18 protein-coding genes are annotated in these 21,902 nt (G+C 69.3%); 1 reads left to right on the forward strand and 17 read right to left on the reverse strand.

The window, feature by feature from the left end:
• Positions 1-27 precede the first annotated feature (27 nt).
• The 17 genes from FG99_RS17020 to FG99_RS17100 all read right to left on the reverse strand — a co-directional run bounded on the left by FG99_RS17020 (position 28) and on the right by FG99_RS17100 (position 19,366).
• Positions 28-360: a PA3694 family proteiin gene (locus FG99_RS17020; protein ID WP_043271290.1), complete on the reverse strand. Its 333-nt coding sequence runs from the start codon at positions 358-360 to the stop codon at positions 28-30.
• On the reverse strand, positions 357-1,277 hold the full coding sequence (locus tag FG99_RS17025; protein WP_043271291.1) for an alpha/beta hydrolase: 921 nt from the start codon (positions 1,275-1,277) through the stop codon (positions 357-359). The genes FG99_RS17020 and FG99_RS17025 overlap by 4 nt, the downstream gene beginning before the upstream one ends.
• 147 nt (positions 1,278-1,424) lie before the next feature.
• A complete protein-coding gene (locus tag FG99_RS17030) occupies positions 1,425-2,729 on the reverse strand; it encodes a flavohemoglobin expression-modulating QEGLA motif protein (RefSeq protein ID WP_043271293.1) in 1,305 nt (434 codons plus the stop codon).
• Positions 2,726-3,289, reverse strand: a complete 564-nt coding sequence (locus tag FG99_RS17035) for a hypothetical protein (protein WP_043271295.1) — start codon at positions 3,287-3,289, stop codon at positions 2,726-2,728. Before FG99_RS17035 ends, FG99_RS17030 begins: the two co-directional genes overlap by 4 nt.
• Before the next feature lie 54 nt (positions 3,290-3,343).
• Positions 3,344-4,057, reverse strand: a complete 714-nt coding sequence (locus tag FG99_RS17040) for a TetR/AcrR family transcriptional regulator (protein WP_009616533.1) — start codon at positions 4,055-4,057, stop codon at positions 3,344-3,346.
• A gap of 406 nt (positions 4,058-4,463) precedes the next feature.
• Complete coding sequence (gene lysS / locus FG99_RS17045; RefSeq protein WP_043271297.1) at positions 4,464-5,969, reverse strand: lysine--tRNA ligase; 1,506 nt, start codon at positions 5,967-5,969, stop codon at positions 4,464-4,466.
• A gap of 118 nt (positions 5,970-6,087) precedes the next feature.
• Positions 6,088-7,183, reverse strand: a protein-coding gene (prfB, locus tag FG99_RS17050) for a peptide chain release factor 2 (protein WP_099049077.1) whose coding sequence is annotated in 2 segments (ribosomal slippage) — positions 6,088-7,110 and positions 7,112-7,183 — 1,095 coding nt in all. Because the reading frame shifts where the segments join, the coding sequence is not laid out codon by codon here.
• A gap of 78 nt (positions 7,184-7,261) precedes the next feature.
• A complete protein-coding gene (locus FG99_RS17055) occupies positions 7,262-8,284 on the reverse strand; it encodes a response regulator (protein ID WP_009616530.1) in 1,023 nt (340 codons plus the stop codon).
• A 36-nt stretch (positions 8,285-8,320) separates the two neighbouring features.
• Complete coding sequence (locus FG99_RS17060) at positions 8,321-9,328, reverse strand: chemotaxis response regulator protein-glutamate methylesterase (RefSeq protein WP_043271301.1); 1,008 nt, start codon at positions 9,326-9,328, stop codon at positions 8,321-8,323.
• Between the two features lie 267 nt (positions 9,329-9,595).
• Entirely contained in the window at positions 9,596-11,848 is a 2,253-nt protein-coding gene (locus FG99_RS17065; protein ID WP_043271303.1) for a hybrid sensor histidine kinase/response regulator, read from the reverse strand.
• Positions 11,845-12,513 carry a chemotaxis protein CheW gene (locus FG99_RS17070; RefSeq protein WP_043271305.1) on the reverse strand — a complete coding sequence of 223 codons (669 nt, stop codon included), beginning with the start codon at positions 12,511-12,513 and terminating at the stop codon, positions 11,845-11,847. Before FG99_RS17070 ends, FG99_RS17065 begins: the two co-directional genes overlap by 4 nt.
• Positions 12,506-13,747, reverse strand: coding sequence for a CheR family methyltransferase (locus FG99_RS17075; protein WP_043271307.1), 1,242 nt, complete (start codon positions 13,745-13,747; stop codon positions 12,506-12,508). The genes FG99_RS17070 and FG99_RS17075 overlap by 8 nt, the downstream gene beginning before the upstream one ends.
• The gene (locus FG99_RS17080; protein ID WP_043271308.1) at positions 13,744-14,244 is read right to left on the reverse strand and encodes a chemotaxis protein CheW; all 501 of its coding nucleotides are present in this window, start codon (positions 14,242-14,244) and stop codon (positions 13,744-13,746) included. The genes FG99_RS17075 and FG99_RS17080 overlap by 4 nt, the downstream gene beginning before the upstream one ends.
• The gene (locus FG99_RS17085) at positions 14,219-15,838 is read right to left on the reverse strand and encodes a methyl-accepting chemotaxis protein (RefSeq protein ID WP_043271310.1); all 1,620 of its coding nucleotides are present in this window, start codon (positions 15,836-15,838) and stop codon (positions 14,219-14,221) included. The genes FG99_RS17080 and FG99_RS17085 overlap by 26 nt, the downstream gene beginning before the upstream one ends.
• 172 nt (positions 15,839-16,010) lie before the next feature.
• A complete protein-coding gene (locus FG99_RS17090) occupies positions 16,011-16,754 on the reverse strand; it encodes a YkgJ family cysteine cluster protein (RefSeq protein WP_043271312.1) in 744 nt (247 codons plus the stop codon).
• 102 nt (positions 16,755-16,856) lie between these two features.
• On the reverse strand, positions 16,857-17,798 hold the full coding sequence (locus tag FG99_RS17095) for a class I SAM-dependent methyltransferase (RefSeq protein WP_043271314.1): 942 nt from the start codon (positions 17,796-17,798) through the stop codon (positions 16,857-16,859).
• A gap of 71 nt (positions 17,799-17,869) precedes the next feature.
• Positions 17,870-19,366 (reverse strand): methyl-accepting chemotaxis protein, encoded by a 1,497-nt coding sequence (locus FG99_RS17100; protein WP_043271316.1) that lies wholly within the window; start codon positions 19,364-19,366, stop codon positions 17,870-17,872.
• Between the two features lie 148 nt (positions 19,367-19,514).
• On the opposite strand from FG99_RS17100, the gene FG99_RS17105 reads away from it, so the two are divergent.
• Complete coding sequence (locus FG99_RS17105; protein WP_043271318.1) at positions 19,515-21,878, forward strand: DNA polymerase II; 2,364 nt, start codon at positions 19,515-19,517, stop codon at positions 21,876-21,878.
• Positions 21,879-21,902 lie beyond the last annotated feature (24 nt).

The following is a 21,902-nucleotide window of genomic DNA, read 5'->3' on the forward strand; positions in this document are numbered from 1 at the left end:
TCCCAGACTGGCCCCCGAAGCATGCCGTCAGCGGACTTCCTGCGGGGTTTCCTCGCCGGCGCAGCGCACGGCGTGCTTCCTGTTGTCCACCAGCACGCCGGAGAGGCCCTTCTGGGTGGTGTCGAACAGCACCAGCACGCCGTCGATGCATTGCGCGATCTGGTTGGCCGGTTCCAGCGAGAGTTTCACGTCCTGCCCGGGAATGCTCTTGAGCATGGTGAACTCGGCCAGCAGCAGGGCGTCCTGCTCCTTGGCGAAGTGCAGGTAGCCGTAGTACCAGAGCGTGCCCACGCTGACGATGATGCTGCCGATGGCGGTGAGGATGTACGGGATCATGTTGCGGTCGGTGCTGGTGGTCATGGCTTGCCCTGGGACTGGCTGGCCGGCTCGGCCGGCGGATCGGTGTTGGGGACTTCGGCCAGGCGGCGCAGGCCGCTGAAGCGCTGCGGGTCGTCGAGGAAGCGCAGCATCACTTCGCGCCAGGTCGGTTCGCCGAAGGTTTCCACGTGCCCGCCGCGGGTCAGCTGGAAGACTTTCGGCGGCCGCGCCGCCTTGTACAGGCTCAGGCCGTTGTCCAGAGGCACGATGGTATCGTCGATGCTGTGAAAGAACAGCACGGGTGCGCCAGAAAGTCGCGGCATGGCGCGTATCGCGCTGTCGCCATCGGGCACGAACCAGGACAGCGGAGTCTGCAGCGGCCAGGTCAGCCAGGCAGTGCCCAGGGTGTAGCGGGCCACTTCGCGGTAGCTGGCGGGCACGCCGTCGAGCACCACGGCCTTGAGCTGCTTCACTCGCTCGGGATGCTGCGCCAGGTAGTGCACGCCCATGGCGCCGCCCAGGCTCTGGCCGAGCAGGATCAGCGGCTTGCCCCGGGCTTCCGGGGCCTTGTCCAGCCAGGCGAAGGCGGCGTCCATGTCCTGGTACACCGCCGGCAGGCTGGGCTCGCCCTGGGAATGGCCGTAGCCGCGGTAGTCGAGCATCAGCACCTGGTAGCCCTGTTCCGGCAGCCAGAAGGTGGCCCCCAGGTGCCAGGCCATGTTGCCGCCGTTGCCGTGCAGGTGCAGCACCGTGCCCTTGACCGGCACGCCGGGCTTGGCCGGCAGCCACCAGCCGGCGAGCTTGACGCCGTCGGCGGTGGTGAGGGTGACGTCGCGGTAGTCCAGCTTGGCCCGCGCCGGGGTGATGGCCACGTCGGGGCTGGGGTAGAACAGCAGCGAGCTGCAGCCGCCGAGCAGAAGCAGCAGGGACAGCGCGGCGGCCTTGAAGCGGTGGGTCATGGTCGGGTCATCCTTGGGGCCGGGGATCGCTCCCACACTGGCGGCACGGAAGCGCTTTCGTAGGATGGGACGAGCGGAGCGATTCCCATCGATGGGTATCGCTTCGCTCAACGCCATCCTACGGGGCCTGAACGGGTCGGCATGGCGTCAGAGGATATTCGCGTAGTCCGCCTCGATGCGGTCCAGGCTCAGGTGGTTGAGGAAGTTGGAGAAGCACATCCAGGCCGACAACGCGTTGAGGTCGCGGAACTGCGGAGGCAGGTACTTCGGCGGCACCACCAGGCCCTCGTCCACCAGTTGGCGGAGGGTGCGCATGTCTTCCAGGGTGGCCTTGCCGCAGAACAGCAGCGGAATCTGCTCCAGCTTGCCCTTGCGCACGGCGAGCTGGATGTAGTTGTAGATGAGGATGAAGCCCTTGAGGTACGACAGGTCCTTGGTGAACGGCAGCCCGCCGGGCGTGGAGCCGCGGAACACCCGGCTGGCGTTCTGGTAGCTGCTTTCCTGGCTGTAGCCCTGCTCGCGGTAGAAGTGGAACACCTCGAGGAAGTCCGCGCCCTCCTCCGCCATGTGGATGGCGCGGGTGCGGTTGGTCAGCTTGCGCAGGCGCGTGGGGTAGGAGGCGAAGGCGATCACTTCCATGAGGATGGCCAGGCCCTCCTGGGTCACGGTGGAGGACGGCGGGCCCTTGGCCAGGAAGGTGCAGATCGGCTGGTTCTGCCCGTTCAGGGTGGTGCCCACGTGCACCAGGCCCTCGTGGACCTCCAGGGCGCGCACGTCGCGCTCGTTGAACATGGCGTCGGCGCGCACCTTGATGTAGTCGGCGCCGGCCGCGGCGTCGGCGACTATGCCGTCGGACTCGAACACGCGGATGGTGTCCTCGGCCTCGCCGAAGGTCTTGTTCAGGCGCTCCTGCAGCATGGCCACCGCTTCCTTGGCGGTGAGCGTCTTGGGTTCGTCCTTGAGGTCGCCGCGGTCGGCGATGTTGTTCAGGTAGTCCGAGAGCATCAGGCCGAGGTCGGCCAGGGTCGGGTCACCGGCGTGGAAGGCGTCGGAGGCCGAGCCGTAGAGTTCCTGGGAGATCAGCCCGAAGTCCTGGGTGCCGCGCGCCTCCAGCATGCGGATGACCATGCGGTACTCGCGGCACATGCGCCGCATGATCTGCCCCACCGGGTTGAACTGGCCGAGCTGGCGGGTGATGTCGCGCTCCAGGTTCTGGAATTCCTGCTTCTTGGCGTTGCCGTCGAAGGCCAGCGGGCGGCCGTCGTAGTAGCCACGGTCGACCTTGGGCGCGTGCTTGCCGCGGCCCTTGAGGAAGTCCGCGCGCACGCTGTCGTCCCACTTGATGGCATCGAGCACGCGGATCGGCGTCTGCGCCTCCACCAGGCGGTCGGACAGGCCGCGGATGATCTGCTGGTACTCGCTGGGCGTGCTTTTCTTGCGCCGCGGGTTCATGGGCGTTCTCCCGGAGTCACTCGCTGGAAGCGTAGCGCTTCGTTGAAGACTTCGGCGTTGGCGGGCTCGTCCAGGTAGGCCAGGACGTCGCCCAGGGGGCTGGCCACCAGGGCGCCGGCGCCCTGCTCGCTGTCCACCTTCTGGCCCTGCAGGGTGCCCTTGGCCATGGCCTGGAGGATCTGCTCGACGTCCAGCGAGTAGACCACCAGTTCGTCCTTGTCGGTGATCTCGAAGCCGGCCAGCACGTAGTTGCCGCCCTGGCTCTTGGGCAGTTCGGCGGACAGGTACCAGCGCTGGCCGTGGTGGACCACGGTGAAGGGCAGGTCCTCGGCGCTGTCGGTGTTGCCGCTGTCGTCGTAGTAGCTGAAGGCGCGGTACAGGCCCTCGCCGGTGCGGCTGATCTCGAGGAACTGTTCCTCGCCGTATTCGTCGATCCGCGACCACTGGCCGAGCAACTGCTTGGGCGCGGCCTCCTTCGCCGGGATCGGCTCCTTGAAGGTCACCAGGCAGCCGCCGAGCAGGAAGATGCTCAACAGCAGCAAGGCGCGCCAGGCTTTCATCGAAGTCTCCTCAGGGGCCGCGGGCGGCACGCCATATGGGGTCGTCGGCGGGCTTCAGAGGCCCAGCACCAGGTACAGGTAGCGGGTCAGGATGGCGCGCATTTCCACGGTGTCCAGGTGCTCCACGCCATCCAGCAGGCCCTGATACTCCATCTGCAGGATGATGGCCGTCAACACCTTGGCGTCCTGTTCCGGCTGCTGCGAGCCGAGCACCTCGAAGAAGTGCACCACGCCCAGGGAGAGGATGCGCCTGTGGCTCTGCGCCAGCTGTTCCAGGCGCGGGTTGAGCAGCGCCTCCTGGCGGAAGGCCTGCTCGGCCAGCAGGTGCTCGCGGCGCTCGGTGAGCTGCACGCGCACGTACTGGATGGCCAGCTCGGTGATGCGGTCGGCCAGCTCGCGGCGCGCCTCGGGGCTGCCGGTGAGGCCGGCGGCCAGGGCCTGCAGGTCGCCCTCGACGCTGGCCCAGAAGGCCGACAGGGCTTCGGCGCTGCGTTCGACGAAGAGCGCGAAGGTGTCGGTGATGAGGTCGTCGATGTCCTTGAAGTAGTAGGTGGTGGCCGACAAGGGCACGTCCGCCTCGGCCGCCACCGCCCGATGGCGCACGGCCCGCACGCCCTCGCGGACGATGATGCGCATGGCCGCGTCGAGGATCGCCTGGCGGCGCTGCTCGCTGCCCTGGCGGGCGGCCTTGCGGCCCTGGTACTGGACACTCTCGGCCACCGCACTGGCGGCCTGGGCGGCGCTGTCTCTGGAAACTGCTCGGGGCACGATCTTTCCTCCGCTCGCGGGCGATGGCGCATTGTTCGGGCTTTTGCTTGGGGAATCAATTGGGGCGGGGTGCCTCCCGGGTATGTGGGTGCATGAGGTGGCCTCCGCACCCTCTCCCCAGCCCTCTCCCTGAAGGGAGAGGGGGCTTGTCCGTGCCGAGAGGAGGAGTGGTTTCAGTCGGTAATCTCTGTGCTAGCCGGCTAACGCCGAAACCCCCGAACACGCCGAACGGTCCCCTCTCCCTTCAGGGCGGGGCGCGCAGCCGAGGGTTAGGGAGAGGGCGCTCCCAAACCCAGCGCCCAAATCCCCGGCAAGCACCGTTCGCGAGCAAGCTCGCTCCTACGAAGAGCCTTGCCCTCAGACACGAAAAAGCCGCCCGAAGGCGGCTTTTCCACAGCTCCAGCGCTTACGCCTGCGGGCGCATGTGCGGGAACAGGATCACGTCGCGGATCGACGGCGAGTTGGTCAGCAGCATCACCAGGCGGTCAATGCCGATGCCTTCGCCGGCGGTGGGCGGCATGCCGTATTCCAGGGCGTTGATGAAGTCGGCGTCGTAGTGCATCGCCTCGTCGTCGCCGGCGTCCTTCTCCTTGACCTGCAGCATGAAGCGCTCGGCCTGGTCTTCGGCGTCGTTCAGCTCGGAGTAGGCGTTGGCGATCTCGCGGCCGCCGATGAACAGCTCGAAGCGGTCGGTGACGCTCGGGTCCCGGTCGTTGCGGCGGGCCAGCGGGGAGACTTCGAAGGGGTACTGGGTGATGAAGTGCGGCTGTTCCAGCTTGTGCTCCACCAGCTCCTCGAAAATCATCACTTGCAGCTTGCCCAGGCCTTCGTGGCCGAGGACCTTGGCGCCGGCCTTCTTGGCGATCTCGCGGGCCTTGTCGACATCCTGCAGGTCGGCCGCGGTGATGTCCGGGTTGTACTTGAGGATGGCGTCGAACACCGACAGGCGGGCGAACGGCTCGCCGAAGTGGAAGACCTTGTCGCCGTAGGGCACGTCGGTGGTGCCGAGCACCGCCTGGGCCAGCTCGCGGAACAGTTCCTCGGTCAGGTCCATGTTGTCTTCGTAGTCGGCGTAGGCCTGGTAGAACTCGAGCATGGTGAACTCGGGGTTGTGCCGGGTCGAGACGCCTTCGTTGCGGAAGTTGCGGTTGATCTCGAAGACCTTCTCGAAACCGCCGACCACCAGGCGCTTGAGGTACAGCTCCGGAGCGATGCGCAGGAACATGGCCATGTCCAGCGCATTGTGGTGGGTGGCGAAGGGCTTGGCCGCGGCGCCACCGGGGATGGTCTGCAGCATCGGGGTTTCCACTTCGAGGAAACCGCGCTCGGACAGGAAGCGGCGGATGTGGGCGATCACTTGGGAACGCACGCGGAAGGTGTGGCGGGTTTCCTCGTTGACGATCAGGTCGACGTAGCGCTGGCGGTAGCGCTGCTCGGTGTCGGTCAGGCCGTGGTGCTTGTCCGGCAGCGGGCGCAGCGACTTGGTCAGCAGGCGCACGCTGCTCATGTCGACGTACAGGTCGCCCTTGCCGGAGCGGGCCAGGGTGCCTTCGGCGCCGATGATGTCGCCCAGGTCCCAGGTCTTGATCTCGGCCAGGGTCTCTTCGGGCAGGGTCTTGCGGTTGACGTAGACCTGCAGGCGGTCGCTGCTGTCCTGCAGGACGATGAAGGCGCCACGGTTGAGCATGATGCGACCGGCGACCTTGACCGGGATGGCTGCGGCTTCCAGCTCTTCCTTGGTCTTGTCGGCGTACTGCTTCTGCAGGTCCGCGAAATAGGCGTCGCGGCGGAAGTCGTTGGGGAAGGCGATGGCCCTGGCCTCGCGCACGGCGGCAAGCTTTTCCTTGCGCTGGGCGATCAGCTTGTTTTCTTCCTGTTGCAGCTCGTGCTGGTCGAGTTGTTGGTCGCTCATGGTCGTTCTATCTGCCTGGCGTCGATTCATTCAATTAGGGATAACAACTGTAGGAGCGAGCTTGCTCGCGAAGCTCTTCAGCGGGTTCGCGAGCAAGCTCGCTCCTACGGGGTGCGGTCTACAGGCCCTGTTTAAGGCTGGCTTCCAGGTATTCGTTGAGGTCGCCGTCGAGCACCTTGTCGCAATCGCTGCGTTCCACGCCGGTACGCAGGTCCTTGATGCGCGACTGGTCGAGCACGTAGGAACGGATCTGGTGGCCCCAGCCGATATCGGACTTGGTGTCTTCCAGCGCCTGCGAGGCGGCGGTGCGCTTCTGCATCTCCTGCTCGTACAACTTGGCCCGCAGCATTTTCATGGCGGTGTCCTTGTTGGCGTGCTGGGAGCGTTCGTTCTGGCACGCCACCACGGTGTTGGTCGGCACGTGGGTGATACGCACCGCGGAGTCGGTGGTGTTCACGTGCTGGCCGCCCGCGCCGGAGGAGCGGTAGGTGTCGATGCGCAGGTCCGCCGGGTTGATCTCGATCTCGATGTTGTCGTCGATCTCGGGCGAAACGAACACCGCGGTGAACGAGGTGTGGCGACGGTTGCCGGAGTCGAACGGGCTCTTGCGCACCAGGCGGTGCACGCCGATCTCGGTGCGCAGCCAGCCGAAGGCGTACTCGCCCTTGATGTGCACGGTGGCGCCCTTGATGCCGGCGACCTCGCCCTCGGACAGTTCGACGATCTCGGCGTCGAAGCCGTTCTTGTCGGCCCAGCGCAGGTACATGCGCAGCAGCATGTTGGCCCAGTCCTGGGCCTCGGTGCCGCCGGAGCCGGCCTGGATGTCCAGGTAGGCGTTGTTCGGGTCCATCTCGCCGCTGAACATGCGGCGGAATTCCAGCTTCTCGAGGATTTCGCGCAGGCGCTGGACTTCCGCTTCGACGTCGCCGACGGCGCCTTCGTCGTTCTCCTCGACCGCCATGTCGAGCAGGTCGCGGGAGTCGGCCAGGCCGCCGGTCAGTTCGTCGAGGGTCTCGACGATCTGCGCCAGCATGGCGCGCTCGCGGCCCAGGTTCTGGGCGTATTCGGGCTTGTTCCAGACCGCCGGGTCTTCCAGCTCGCGGTTTACTTCGATCAGACGATCATGTTTCAGATCGTAGTCAAAGATACCCCCGAATGGACTGGGTACGGTCGGAGAGGTCCTTGATGCTGTTGAGGATCGGTTGGATTTCCATGGCGGTCAGCACTCACGGGTAATGGCGTGGAAAAACCCGGAAGTATACCCGAGAAAGCCGCCCGTGGGCGGCTGTGCGTCAGCCGGTTGCGCCGCCGTCCACCCCCACCTGGTTGCGCCCGCCGTGCTTGGCGTTGTAGAGCGCGCGGTCGGCGTGTTCGATCAGCCGCAGGCAGCTTTCGCCCTGCCCCGGGGTGAGCGTCGCCACACCGACGCTGACCGTCAGCACCGCGCCGGAATCCGGCTGCTCGTGGGCGATACCCAGGGCCTGCACGGTCAGCCGCAGCTTTTCCGCCAGCAGCCGCGCGCCGCCCGGCGAGGTGCCCGGGAGGATAATGGCGAACTCCTCGCCGCCGTAGCGCGCCGGCAGGTCGGAGGAGCGCGCGCAGCTTTCGCGGATGGTCCCGGCGACGCGGCGCAGCGCCTCGTCGCCGGCGACGTGGCCGAAGGTGTCGTTGTAGGCCTTGAAGTGGTCGACGTCGATCAGCAGCAGCGACAGCTGGCTCTGCTCGCGCAGGGCGCGGCGCCATTCCATTTCCAGGTACTCGTCGAAGTGGCGGCGGTTGGACAGCCCGGTGAGGCCGTCGGAGTTCATCAGCCGCTGCAGCACCAGGTTGGTCTCCAGCAGCTTCTGCTGGCTCTCGCGCAGGGCGCGGTAGGCCTCGTCGCGCTGCTGCAGGGCGAGGTAGGAGCGCGAGTGGTAGCGCACCCGCGCCACCAGCTCGATGGCGTCGGGCAGCTTGACCAGGTAGTCGTTGGCCCCGGCGGCGAAGGCGGCGCTCTTGACCTGCGGCTCCTCCTTGGTCGACAGGACGATGATCGGGATGTCGCGCGTCTGCGGGTGGCGGCGGTACTGGCGCACCAGCTCCAGGCCGTCGGTGTCGGGCATCACCAGGTCCTGCAGGATCACCGTCGGGCGGATCTGCAGGGCCTGCTCGATGGCCTGGGTGGCGTCGGAGCAGAAGTGGAAGTCGATGCCGCCGTCCTCGGCCAGGGCGCGGCGCACGGCCTCGCCGATCATGGCCTGGTCGTCGACCAGCAGGACCATGACCGCGGTGTCGTCCGGAGTGATCAAGGGGTTCTCGCTATGCTTGGGGTTCATCGTCGTCGTGGCGCCGCTGGCGCTGCCTCCGGAATGTCAGCCGTACAGTTCGCCCAGGCGCCGGGCGATGTCGCCCAGGGCTCGGATCTCGGTGGCGGCGCCGATCGCCGCGGCGGCCTTGGGCATGCCGTACACGGCGCTGCTGGCCTGGTCCTGGGCCAGGGTCAGGAAGCCGCGCTCGCGCATGTGCTTCAGGCCCTGGGCGCCGTCGCGGCCCATGCCGGTGAGCAGCACGCCGGTGGCCTGGCCCACCCAGTTGTCGGCCACGCTGTCGAAGAACACGTCGATCGAGGGCCGGTAGATGTGCCCGCAGGGCTCGGCGGTGTAGGCCAGCTCGCCGTTGCGTTGCAGGCGGATGTGGTCGTTGGTGCCAGCCAGCAGCACGCAGCCGGGCTGCGGCACCTCGCCGTTGCGCGCCAGGCGCACCGGGATGCGCGCCTGGCTGGCCAGCCATTCGGCCATGCCGGCGGCGAACACTTCGTCCACGTGCTGCACCACCACCATGGCCGCGGAAAAGCTCGCCGGCAGCAGGCCCAGCAACTCGGCCAGGGCCGCCGGGCCACCGGCCGAGGCGCCCACGGCCACCAGGCGGCGGGCCTTGGCCGGGTTTTCGCGCACGGCGACCTCGCTGCGCGGCCGGCTGTTGCCCGGGGCCGACAGCCAGGCCAGGTTCTGTAGCTTGCGCAGCAGCGGGCGGGCCGCCTCCAGGGAGTCGCCGACGCCCAGCGCCGGGGTGTTCACCGCGTCCACCGCGCCGCAGCCCATGGCCTCGAACACCCGCGAGAGGTTCTGCTCCAGGTCCACGGTGACCACGATGATGGCGCAGGGCGAGGCGGCCATGATCCGCCGCGTGGCCTCCACGCCGTCCATCACCGGCATCAGCAGGTCCATCAGCACCACGTCGGGGGTCTGCGCGGCGCACATTTCCACCGCCTCGGCGCCGTTGCTGGCGACCCACAGCACGCGGTGCGTAGGTTCGAAGGCCAAGGCCCGGCGCAACGCTTCCACCGCCAGAGGTATATCGTTGACGATGCCAATTCTCATCTTAGGGTCGGCTCCCGTTTCGGCGCGAGCCGCGTTGCCGCGACAAATCACGCCAGGCTAGGCGCGGGACGCAGGCAATGGTCGCTCCCTTGGCAAGTCCCGCAACGACGCATGGCGTGATTTGCCACGCAACCCGAAGGGACGGGCCGCATTTTGCGCAGCGCCGCGTTACTCGTCGTTCATTTGGAATAACCAAACCTCTCTCCTCGCGCCTTGCTCTGCGCAAAATGCGGCTCCGTCGCGGCCGCGCCGAAACGGGAGCCGACCCTACGCACCTCCGATCAGATCGACCACCGCGTCCAGCAGGGCCTCGTCGTGGAAACTGGCTTTGGCCAGGTAGTAGTCGGCGCCGGCATCGAGCCCGCGGCGGCGGTCCTCCTCGCGGTCCTTGTAGGACACGACCATGACCGGCAGGGCTTGCAGGCGGGCGTCGCGGCGGATCAGCCCGACCAGTTCTATACCGTCCATGCGCGGCATGTCGATATCCGTGATGACCAGGTCGAAGCGCTCCGAACGCAGGGCGTTCCAGCCGTCCATGCCGTCCACCGCCACCGCCACGTCGTAGCCGCGGCCGGCCAGCAGCTTGCGCTCCAGCTCGCGCACGGTGAGCGAGTCGTCCACCACCAGCACGCGCTTGCGCAGCGCCGCGCCCTGGCGGTTGCCGGCGTCGATGCGTTCCAGGCGGCCGCTGGCCAGCAGCTTGTCCACCGAACGCAGCATGTCCTCGACGTCGAGGATCAGCACCGGCGTGCCGTCGTCCAGCACGGCGCCGGCGGAAACGTCCTGGACCTTGCCCAGGCGCGCGTCCAGCGGCATCACCACCAGGGTGCGTTCGCCGATGAAGCGCTCCACCGCCACGCCGTACAGGGTGTCGCGCTCGCGGATCAGCACCAGCGGGATGTCGCCCTCCGGCGCGCGGCCTTCCGGGCGCTGCAGCAACTGGTGCGCGGCCACCAGGCCGACGTGCCGGCCCTCGTGCCAGAACTGCTGGCGGCCCTCGATCTGCACGATGTCTTGCGGCGCCAGGCTGCGCATGCGCTCGATGTGCGCCAGGGGGAAGGCATAGGCCTCGCCGCCGATCGCCACCACCAGGCTGCGCACCACCGAGAGGGTCAACGGCACCTCGATGTGGAAGTGGCTGCCCTGCCCGCGCACCTGCTCCATGCGGATGCCGCCGCGCAGCTGGCGCACCATGTGCTGCACGGCGTCCAGGCCAACGCCGCGGCCGGAGACCTCGGTGACCTGCTCGCGCAGGCTGAAGCCGGGCAGGAAGAGGAAGGCCAGCAGTTCCTCCTCGGACAGCCGCGCGACCGTCTCCCCGGTGGACAGGCCACGGCGCACTATGCCTTTGCGCAGGCGCTGCAGGTCGACGCCGGCGCCGTCGTCGCGCAGGTCGAGCACCAGCATGCCGGCGTGGTGCCGCGCCAGCAGGCGGATCAGCCCCTGCTCCGGCTTGCCGGCCCGGCGCCGCACCTCCGGCGCCTCGATGCCGTGATCGACGGCGTTGCGCAGCAGGTGCGTCAGCGGCGCTTCGAGTTTTTCCAGGACCTCGCGGTCGACCTGGGTGGACACCCCGTCCACCTCCAGGCGCACCGACTTGCCCAGCTCGCGGCCGAGGTCGCGGACCATGCGCGCCTGGCCGCCGAGCACGTCGGCGAAGGGCCGCATGCGGCAGGCCAGGGCGCTGTCGTAGAGGGTCTGGGCGCGCTGCGAGGTGGTCCAGGCGAATTCGTCCAGCTCGGCCATCTGCTCGCCCAGCAGTTGCTGGCACTCGCCGACCAGACGCCGGGCATCGGCGAGGAAGGCCTGGGCCTGCGGGTCGAGGGAGGCGCCGGCGGCGTCGCGGGCACCGTCGAGCAGGCGGCTGGCGGTGGCCTGCAGGCGCTTGAGGCGCTGCATGGAGGCCAGTTGCGGTTGCAGGCGCTGGGAGTCGACCAGGGCCTTGCTGGAAAGGTCGAGCAACTGGTTCAGGCGCTCGGCGGTGACGCGCAGCACCCGGCCGGTGCCCTCCTCGCCCTTTTTCTCGACTGCGGCGGGCGCCGGCTCGGCGGTTTCGGCCGGTGGCTCTGGCGGCGCAGCCGGCGGCGCTTCGGCGGCGACAGGTGCGGCGGGCTGCGCAGGCTCCGCGCCCAGCAGTGTCTCCAGGCGCTGCACCAGGCCGGGCACCGCCGCGCGCGCCTGGGCAGCACGCTCGGCCTGGACGTCGGCGATATGCAGCAGGATATCGGTGCCGGCCAGCAGCGCGTCTATGTGCTCCGCGCCCAGCAGCAGGCGGCCATCCTGGGCGGCCACCAGGCATTCCTCCATGACGTGGGCGACCTGCACGCCCTCGTCCAGGCCGACGATGCGCGCGGCGCCCTTGAGCGAATGCGCGGCGCGCATGCAGGCCTCCAGCTGCGCGGCCTGGCGCGGTTCGCGCTCCAGCGCCAGCAGGCCCTGGCCGAGCGCCTGCGCCTGGGCCTCGGCCTCCAGGCGGAAGAGTTCCAGCAGCGAGGCGTCCTTCATCTGCTCGGGGGTCATGCCAGGCTCCGGGCGGCGGCGGCAAGCAGGGCCTGGTGGTCGAGCAGGCGCACGCTGCGCTCGCGCCACTTCAGCACGTCGTGGGTGAAACGGCTGCCGGCCGCCGCGGCGACGCGCGCCTGGCCCGGCGCCAGCGGGTGGATGCCATCCACCTCGTCCACCGGCGCCAGGACCGGCCCGCTGTCGGTGGCCAGCACCAGCATGCGCGGCAGGCGGCGGCCCTCGTCCTCGCGCGGGGCGGAAGGCGGCAGGCCGAGCAGTTCGGCCAGCGACAGGCAGGCGACCAGCGCGCCGTGCACGTTAGCCACGCCCAGCACGACCGGCGAGCGCTGGTGCGGCAGCGAATGCACCGGGCAGTTCGGCGCCACCTCCGCCAGCGCCAGGGTGCGCAGGGCCAGCCATTCCTCGCCGAGGCGGAACAGCAGGTAGGCGTCGCCCGGCGGCGCCTCGTCCTCGACGCTGGCGGCCTGCTCGCCTTCGGCGCCCAGGGCGTAGCGGTCCAGCAGGCGCACGGCGGCGGCGGCGTGGACCGGGCAGTTGCGGCAGTGGATGTGTTCGGCCAGCCGCGGGCAGGACTTGTCGCCGCGGATGCCGATGCGGTTCCAGCAGTCGTCCACCGCCTGTTCGGCGGCCTCCGGGTGCAGGTGGTAGCGCTGCTCAGGCATCGCGCTTCACTCCTCGCGCGGCGCGCTCCTGCAGGCGTCGCGCGCCTTCCCGGTCGCCGCGGGCGGCCAGCAGGGCGGCCAGGTGCAGCAGGCTTTCCTGGTGGTCGGGCTGCAGGTACAGCGCCTTGCGGTAGTAGCCCTGGGCCTGTTCGTTGCGGCCCTCGGCATCGGCCAGCAGGCCGAGCCAGTAATAGGCCTGGGCCGCCGGGCCGTGCTGGGCCAGGTAGGCCTCGCAGGCGGCGCGGGCCTGGGCCGTCTGGCCCAGGTTGGCCAGCCGGGCGATTTCCGCCAGGCCCTGTTCGGCACCGCTCGGCGGCGCTACCGCCGGCCTGGCGGGTGGCGGCGGAGGCGCGCGGCGCGGTGCCGGGCGCGGCGCCACGGAGAGCGGCGGCGTGGTTTGCATGGTGGAGCGCGGCCTGGTCGCCGGTACCTCGGGCTGCGCCGCCACGCGCAGGAAGGCGAAGGACTGCGGCACGCCCAGCGCGCGCAGCCCCGGGCGCGACGTCAGGCTGGCCTCGGCCGGGCCGATGAACAGCGCGCCGTCCTCACGCACCAGGCGCAGCAGCACCTGCACGGCGCGTTCCTGGGTGTCGCGGTCGAAATAGATCAGCAGGTTGCGGCAGAACAGGAAGTCGTAGGGCGCCTCCTCGGCCAGCAGGCCGGGCGCCAGCAGGTTGCCGCGGCGCAGGCGCACGCGGCGGCGCACCCGCTCGTCGAGGCGGTAGTCGGGGCCCTCGGCGTGGAAGTAGCGGTCGCGGAAACCCAGTTCGCTGCCGCGGAACGAGTTGCGCCCGTACACGCCGTGAGCCGCGCGCTCCAGCGAGGCCGGGCTGACGTCCAGGGCGTCGATCTGGAAGGCCGCCTCCGGCAGCCCCGCATCGAGCAGGGCCATGGCGATGGAGTACGGCTCCTCGCCGGTGGAACAGGGCAGGCTGAGCAGGCGCAGGGGCCGCGCGCCGGCCAGTTCCAGTTGCCGGCGCAGGGCCAGGCGGCCGAGGGCGGCGAAGGATTCGGGGTAGCGGAAGAACCAGGTCTCCGGGACTATCACCGCCTCGATCAGCGCCTGCTGTTCCTCGGCGGAGCCCTGCAGGCGCTGCCAGTAGGCCTCCAGGTCGCCGCCGCTGCTGCGGTTGGCGCACTGGCGCACGGCGCGGGCGATGACCGCCTCGCCCACCGACTCCGCGTCCAGGCCGATGCGCGCCTTGAGCAATTGGCTGAAACGCTCGTCGCTCATGGCCGCTCACCCTGGGCCAGGAGCAGTTCGCGCACGTGTTCGGGCAGCAGTTCGTCCACCTGCACGCGCTGCAGCAGGCCCTCGGCGTCTTCCAGCACCGGCCCCAGGTAGCGCGCCTCGCCCGGCTCCAGGCCGTAGTCGCGGAAGGCCGCCGGGTCGCGGCGCAGGGTCTGGCTGGCCTGTTCCAGGATCAGCCCCAGGCGCCGCTGCGGGCCGCTGCCGGCGAAGCGGTAGTCCACCAGCACCAGGCGCGTGCTGGTGTGCCGCGGCGCCGGGCGGCCGCAGGCGATCTGGCTGAGGTCGAGCACCGGCAGCAGTTCGCCGCGGTGGACGAACAGCCCGGCCACCCAGGCCGGCGCCTCGGGCACCTGCTTGAAGCGCCGCAGCGGCAGGACCTCGACGATCTCGTACACGTCCAGCGCGTAGCGGTCGGCGCCCAGGCGGAACTGCAGGTACAGCCGCCCGCCGGCCTCAGACCTTGAAGCGCGAGACGCCATTGCGCAGTCCATTGGCCACAAGGTTCAGCTCGTCGATGGCGAAACCGGCCTGGCGCAGCGACTCAACGGTCTGCCCGGTGGCCTCGCCCAGCTGCACCAGGGCCTGGTTGATCTGCTCGGCGCCAGTGGCCTGCGCCTGCATGCCTTCGTTGACCATCTGCACCCGCGGCGCCAGGGCCTGCACCTGGTGGATGATCTGCGACAGCTGCTCGCCGACCTGGCCGACCTCGGCGATGCCGCGGCGCACTTCCTCGGAGAACTTGTCCATGCCCATCACCCCGGCGGACACCGCCGACTGGATCTCGCGGACCATCTGCTCGATGTCGTAGGTGGCCACCGCGGTCTGGTCGGCCAGGCGACGCACCTCGGTGGCCACCACGGCGAAGCCGCGGCCGTACTCGCCGGCCTTCTCCGCCTCGATGGCGGCGTTGAGCGAGAGCAGGTTGGTCTGGTCGGCGACCTTGACGATGGTGGTGACCACCTGGTTGATGTTGCCGGCGCGCTCGTTGAGGATCGCCAGCTTGGCGTTGACCAGCTCGGCGGCGCCCATCACCTGGTGCATGGTCTCTTCCATGCGGGCCAGGCCCAGCTGGCCGGAGCCGGCCAGGGTGGAAGTCTGCTCGGCGGCGCTGGACACCTCGGTCATGGTGCGCACCAGGTCGCGCGAGGTGGCGGCGATCTCCCGCGAGGTGGCGCCGATCTCGGTGGTGGTGGCGGCGGTCTCGGTGGCGGTGGCCTGCTGCTGCTTGGAAGTGGCGGCGATCTCGGTGACCGAGGTGGTGACCTGGATGGCCGAGCGCTGCGCCTGCGCCACCAGGGCCTTGAGCTCCTCGGCCATGCCGTTGAAGCCGCTCTCGATCACCCCGAACTCGTCGTTGCGCTCCAGCGCCAGCCGCGCGGTGAGGTCGCCGCCGCTCACGGTCTCGAGGGTCTTCACCACCTTCTCCACCGGGCCGGTGATGGCGCGCATCAGCAGCAGGCCGAGGACGCCGGCGGCGACGATGGCCAGCAGCAGCGAGACCAGCATGGCGGCCTCGGCCAGCTCCACCTGGTGGACGATGGCGATGACCGCCGCATCGGCGATCTGCCGGTTCAGCGCGATCAGCTCGTTGAGCGTCTGCCGGCCCTTCTCCCAGGCCGGCAGCAGGTCGTGCAGCAGCGACTGGCGGGCGGCCTGGTGGTCCTTGTCGTAGAGGTCGAGCAGTTGCTCCAGTTGCGCCTGGAAGTCCAGCGCCTGCTGCTTGTAGCGGGCCAGCAGCTCGCGGTCGGCCGACGCGTGCACGGTGGCCTCGTAGGTGGCGATGCGCTGCAGCAGGGTCTCGTGCAGTTCGCGGAAGCCCTGGCGGCCGGCGGCGTCCAGCGGCTTGCCGTCGCCCAGGCCGACCAGGGCCTGGGTGCGCAGCATGGTGTCGGTCCAGGTGGTACGCACCGTGGTCAGCGCATAGGTGCCCGGCATGGCGTCGGTACTGACGCTGCGCGAGTCGCGCTCGACGGCGAGCAGGGCGATGTAGGAAACCACCACCATCAGCGACATGATCGCGATCACGACCGCGAAGCTGGCCAGGATACGTCGGCGGAGCGTCCAATTCTTCACAGTATTCCCCTGGTGATGATCGGCTGTCTGACAGATAAAACCTGCAGACGAAGGCAGATTGGCGTCAGCCTTCTTTTCAGTTCTAGCGGAAAATGCCGCATATATTATCCGCACCGGCGAATTTTCGGCGTCATTATTCCGAAGGACTACTACCCGACCATCCCCTCCCCCATCAGGCCGCGCGCAGGGGAATGAAGGCGCAGTCGTCGCTCAGCAGGGCGGCGATCATCGCCCCGGTTTCCTCCAGTTGGCGGGCCAGGTCGTCGCTGGAGACATGCAACTGCCAGTCCGCCGCGGAACTGGCCGGCGTCTGCGCGCGCACCGCGTCCAGGGCCGCCAGGAAGGCCTTGCGCTGCGGCAGGTAGGCGGTGAAGCCGTCGCCCTTGAGCGCCGAGACGCTGATGCCCAGGCGCTCGCAGATGGCCGCCTTGGCGGCGATCTCCTCGCGGTCGGCCTGGCGCGAGCGCTCGACCAGCGCCGCCAGTTCGGTGTCCACCAGGCGTCCGCCGACGATCAGCTCCGGGCCCTCGTCCCAGACCTGCGGCGGGCAGTCCTTGGCCTCCGCGCGCAGCGGGATGTGCGGGTTGATCTCCATGGGATAGATGCGGCACACCAGCGGCCGCCGCTCGTAGATGCCGCAGCGCATGTCGCTGCCCAGGTGGAGGCAGGCGCCCTGGTTGAAGGCAGCGAAGGTGATCGCCAGGTGCGCCTGGGTGCTGCCGCAGCGGACCGGCAGCGAACGGCGCAGCACGTGCTCGCGCTGCCCCTCCGGCAGCCCGGCGCCATCGTCCAGCACCGCTTCCAGCAGGACGATCAGGCTGCCGCCGTCGGCCACCCAGTCGCGGGATTCGTCGAGGGTCAGGGGTACGTGGTGGTCATGGCAGCACTTGCCGCAACCGTTGCAGGAAAAGCGCATGGGATTCGCTCCGTGGCCAGGGGATGACGGAAAACCGGCGTTTTCCGTGCCATGGCCGATGCGGAGCAGATTGTGTGCCAGGTGTTACATCCAGGTGCGGGCTTAGCCCGGGTAGGCGAACACCAGCGCCTTGAGCGCCGCATCCTCATCGACGTCGGCGAACTCCGGCGGGTTGTCCAGGCGCTCGACGAAGGCCAGCTCCGGCGCCTCGGCCGCCATGCCCTGGATAAGGAAGGCCGGGCTCACGGACGGATCGTTGACGCAGGCCAGCACCCGGCCGCCGGGCGCCAGCAGCTCGGGCAGGCGGCGCAGGATGCGCGGGTAGTCCTTGCCGAGGGCGAAGCTGCCCTTCTGGAACGACGGCGGGTCGATGATCACCAGGTCGTAGGGCCCGGACTTCTTCACCTTGCCCCAGGACTTGAACAGCTCGTGGCCGAGAAACTCCACCCGCGACAGGTCGTGGCCATTCAGCCGGTGGTTGTCGCGCCCGCGGCTGAGCGCGGCGCGCGCCATGTCCAGATTGACCACGTGCTCGGCGCCGCCGGCGATGGCCGCCACCGAGAAGCCGCAGGTGTAGGCGAACAGGTTGAGCACCCGCTGCCCGGCGGCCCGGGCCTGCACCCACTGGCGGCCCAGGCGCATGTCGAGGAACAGCCCGTTGTTCTGCTTGCGCCCCAGGTCCAACAGGTAGCGCAGGCCATTCTCGCCGACCACGCGCTCCTCCGGCACCTCGCCGAACAGGGCCTGCATGGCGCTGTCCGGGCGGTAGCGGTGCTGCAGCAGCAAGGCCTCGGCGCCGCTGGCGCGCCATTGCGGCGACTCGCAAAGGCCCAGCAGCAGGCGCTCCAGCGCCGCCAGTTCATCTTCGCCCGGCTCGCGGAACAGCGACACCAGCAGCACGCCCTGCAGCCAGTCCGCGGTCACGTGCTCCAGCCCCGGCCAGCGCCGGCCGCGGCCGTGGAACAGGCGGCGAACCTCGGCGGGCGGCGCCTCCAGGGCGGCCAGCAGCTGTTGCAGGAGTACGTCGAGGGCTTGTGCGTTCATGGCGTCGGGGCTGGGAAAAGGGGCGGCCATTCTGGACAGGATCGGCGCAAAAGAGAACCGCCCGTAGCACCTCAGCGGGTGACCTGGAAGCGCTCGGTCAGGCGCTGCAGGCGCCCGCTCAGTTCCTGCAGGCGCGAGCCCTCGCGCTCCAGGGCCTGGGCATCGCTGTCGTTGTGCTCGGCCACGCCCTGCACGTCCTGTAGGTGGAGGATGACCTCCTCGCTGACGGAACTCTGCTCCTGGGTGGCCGTAGCGATGAGCTGGTTCATCTGGCTGATGCTGGCGATGCCCTCGGTCATGCGCAGGAGCAGTTCGCTGGTGCGCCGGCTGCGCGACACGCATTGCTCGACGTTCTCCCGGCTGCTCGACATGGCCTGGGCCGCGGCGCGGCTGCCACTTTGCAGGCGGCCGATCACTTCCTGGATCTCGCGGGTGGACAGCGCGGTCTTCTGCGCCAGGTTGCGCACCTCGTCGGCCACCACGGCGAAGCCGCGGCCCTGCTCGCCGGCCCGCGCGGCCTCGATGGCGGCGTTGAGCGCCAGCAGGTTGGTCTGTTCGGCGATGCCGCGGATGACTTCCACCACCCGGCCGATCTGCTGGGCCTGGGCGTCCAGGTCCTGGACCTGGCGGTCGCTGTCGTCGATCTGGCTGGCGAGGCGGCCGATCTCCTCCAGGCTCTCGCGCATCAGCTCGCTGCCGTCGCGCGCCTCCTGGTTGATGCGCAGGGCGGTCTGCGCGGCCTCGCCGGCATTGGCCGCCACGCCCTCGATGGTGCTGCCCATCTGGCGCATGGCGCCGGACATGTGCGCGGTCTCGCCCAGTTGGCGCCGGGCGCCGTCGCGCAGCGTCTGGGTGGTGCTGGCCAGCTGCTGGGCCAGTTCGTTCAGCCCCAGGGCATCGCGCAGGACCACGGCGACCAGTTCGTCCAGCCGAGCGAGGAAGCGGTTGAGGCGCGAGTTCATGGCGCCGGACACCGGGCTGCGGTAGCTGAGGTCGACCACGTCGCTTTCGGTCAGGCGGCTCACCGAGGCCAGCAGGCCCATGGCGCCGCGGGCCTCGGCGTGGGACTGGATGGCCAGGTAGACCAGGATCGAGCTTTCCAGCACCACGTAGAAAGCGTGCAGGAAGATGATCGGCCAGGTGCCCTGGGGCGCCACCCACAGCCCGCTGCCGCCCTGCTGCAGGGCGAAGAAGGCCAGGTGGTGGACGGCGATGAAGCTGGCGGCGACCACGATGGGCAGCCAGTCACGGTAGAACACCAGGATCGCCAGCAGCACGAAGATGCCGAAGTGCATCTCGATGATCCCGCCGCTCTGGTTGATCTGCAGGGCGGCGAAGGCCATGAAGGCGATGCCCATGCAGCAGCGCATCAGGCGCCGGCCGCCGATCAGCGGGTACAGGCCGTGCATGGCCGCCAGCGTGCCGCCGCCGATCAGCAGGGCCTGCCCCCAGGTATCGTGCCAGGCGGCCAGGGCGAGCGAGTAGGCGAACATCAGCCAGAGCACGCCGAACATGATGCGGTCGGCCTTGCGGTAGTGGTTTTCCAGGGAGAAGGAAGAGTGAGGCATGACGAATAGGGTACCGGCGGGTGGAATGACCCCCACTTATCGGCCGCTACCGCCGCCAACCTTAGGCCTTTCGTCCAGAGGCGGCCGGGCGCGCGTCCGGCGCCCCGGGTAGAATGAGCGTCTGAAAGATTCTTCCCAGGGGTTACCGGTGGCAGCACAACACGGCTTCGTCCTCACCCGGCACTGGCGCGACACGCCCGCCGGCACCGAGGTGGAGTTCTGGCTGGCCACCGACGCCGGCCCGCGCCGGGTGCGCCTGCCGCCGCAGACCTCGGTGGCCTTCCTCCCCGCCGCCCAGCGCGAGGCGGCGCAGCGCCTGCTGCAGGGCGAAACCGGCGTGGAGCTGCGCCCGCTGCAGCTGCGCGACTTCGAGCAACGCCCGGTGCTGGGCCTGTACTGCCGCCAGCACCGCCAACTGATGGACCTGGACAAGCGCCTGCGCGCGGCCGGCGTCGAAGTGCTGGAAGCCGACATCCGCCCGCCGGAGCGCTACCTGATGGAGCGCTTCATCACCGCCCCGGTGAGCTTCGATGGCGAGGCCGATGCCGAGGGCGTGCTGTGCGAAGCCGTGCTGAAGCCGGCGCCGGACTATCGGCCACGGCTGAAGCTGGTGTCCCTGGACATCGAGACCGACATCCACGGCAACCTCTATTCCATCGCCCTGGAAGGCTGCGGCCAGCGCCAGGTGTACATGCTCGGCCCAGCCAACGGCGATGCCAGCTGGCTGGACTTCGACCTGGCCTACCGCGACAGCCACGGCGAACTGCTGGAAAGCCTCAACCAGTGGCTGGCCGAGCACGACCCCGACGCCATCATCGGCTGGAACCTGGTGCAGTTCGACCTGCGCGTGCTGCGCGAACACGCCCAGCGCCTGAAGATCCCCCTGCGCCTGGGCCGCGACGGTGACGAAATGGGCTGGCGCCAGCACGGCAGCGGCAGCAACCACTACTTCGCCGCGGCCGCCGGGCGGCTGATCATCGACGGCATCGAGGCGCTGCGTTCGGCGACCTGGAGCTTCCCCTCCTTCAGCCTGGAAAGCGTGGCGCAGACGCTGCTGGGCGAAGGCAAGGCGATCGACAACCCCTACGACCGCATGGCCGAGATCGACCGCAAGTTCGCCGAGGACAAGCCGGCCCTGGCCCACTACAACCTCAAGGACTGCGAGCTGGTCACGCGCATCTTCGCCAAGACCGAGCTGCTGCACTTCCTGCTCGAACGCGCCAGCGTCACCGGCCTGCCCGCCGACCGCAGCGGCGGCTCGGTGGCGGCCTTCACCCACCTGTACCTGCCGGCCATGCACCGACTCGGCTTCGTCGCCCCCAACCTCGGCGGCAAGCCGCCGGAGGCCAGCCCCGGCGGCTTCGTCATGGACTCGCGCCCGGGGCTGTATGAATCGGTGCTGGTGCTGGACTACAAGAGCCTGTACCCGTCGATCATCCGCAGCTTCCTGATCGACCCGGTGGGCCTGGTGGAAGGCCTGCGCCAGCCGGATGACGAACACTCGGTGGAAGGCTTCCGCGGCGCCCGCTTCTCGCGCAGCCGGCACTGCCTGCCGGCCATCGTCGAGCGCGTGTGGCAGGGCCGCGAGGCGGCCAAGCGCGAGGGCAACAAGCCGCTGTCCCAGGCGCTGAAGATCATCATGAACGCCTTCTACGGCGTGCTCGGCTCCAGCGGCTGCCGCTTCTTCGACCCGCGCCTGGCGTCGTCCATCACCATGCGCGGGCACCAGATCATGCGCCGCACCCGCGAGCTGATCGAAGCGCAGGGCCACCAGGTGATCTACGGCGACACCGACTCCACCTTCGTCTGGCTCGGCGGCGCCCACGCCGAGGCGGACGCCGAGCGCATCGGCCGCGCCCTGGTGCAACGCATCAACCAATGGTGGAAGGAGCACCTGCGCGAAACCTACGGCCTGGAAAGCGCCCTGGAGCTGCAGTACGAAACCCACTACCAGCGCTTCCTGATGCCCACGGTGCGCGGCGCCGAGGAAGGCAGCAAGAAACGCTACGCCGGCCTGGTGCGGCGCGCCGACGGCAGCGAGGAAATGGTCTTCAAGGGCCTGGAAACGGTGCGCACCGACTGGTCGCCGCTGGCCCAGCGCTTCCAGCAGGAGCTGTACGAACGCATCTTCCGCCGCCTGCCCTACCAGGACTACGTGCGCGACTACGTGCGCCGCACCCTGGCCGGCGAGCTGGACGACCTGCTGGTCTACCGCAAGCGCCTGCGCCGGCGCCTGGACGACTACGAACGCAACGTCCCGCCCCACGTGCGCGCGGCCCGCGCCGCCGACGACTACAACCAGAGCCAGGGCCGCCCACGGCAATACCAGCACGGCGGCTGGATCAGCTACCTGATCACCACCGCCGGCCCCGAGCCCCTGGAGAACCGCCGCGCGGCCATCGACTACGAGCACTACCTGACACGCCAGCTGCAACCGGTGGCCGACGCCATCCTGCCCTTCGTCGGCGACGACTTCGCACGGCTGGTCGATCGGCAGATGGCGTTGTTCTGAACACGCCCACCCACGGGAGGAGTT

The organism is Pseudomonas sp. AAC, assembly GCF_000725445.1.
GTDB classification, from domain to species: domain Bacteria; phylum Pseudomonadota; class Gammaproteobacteria; order Pseudomonadales; family Pseudomonadaceae; genus Pseudomonas; species Pseudomonas citronellolis.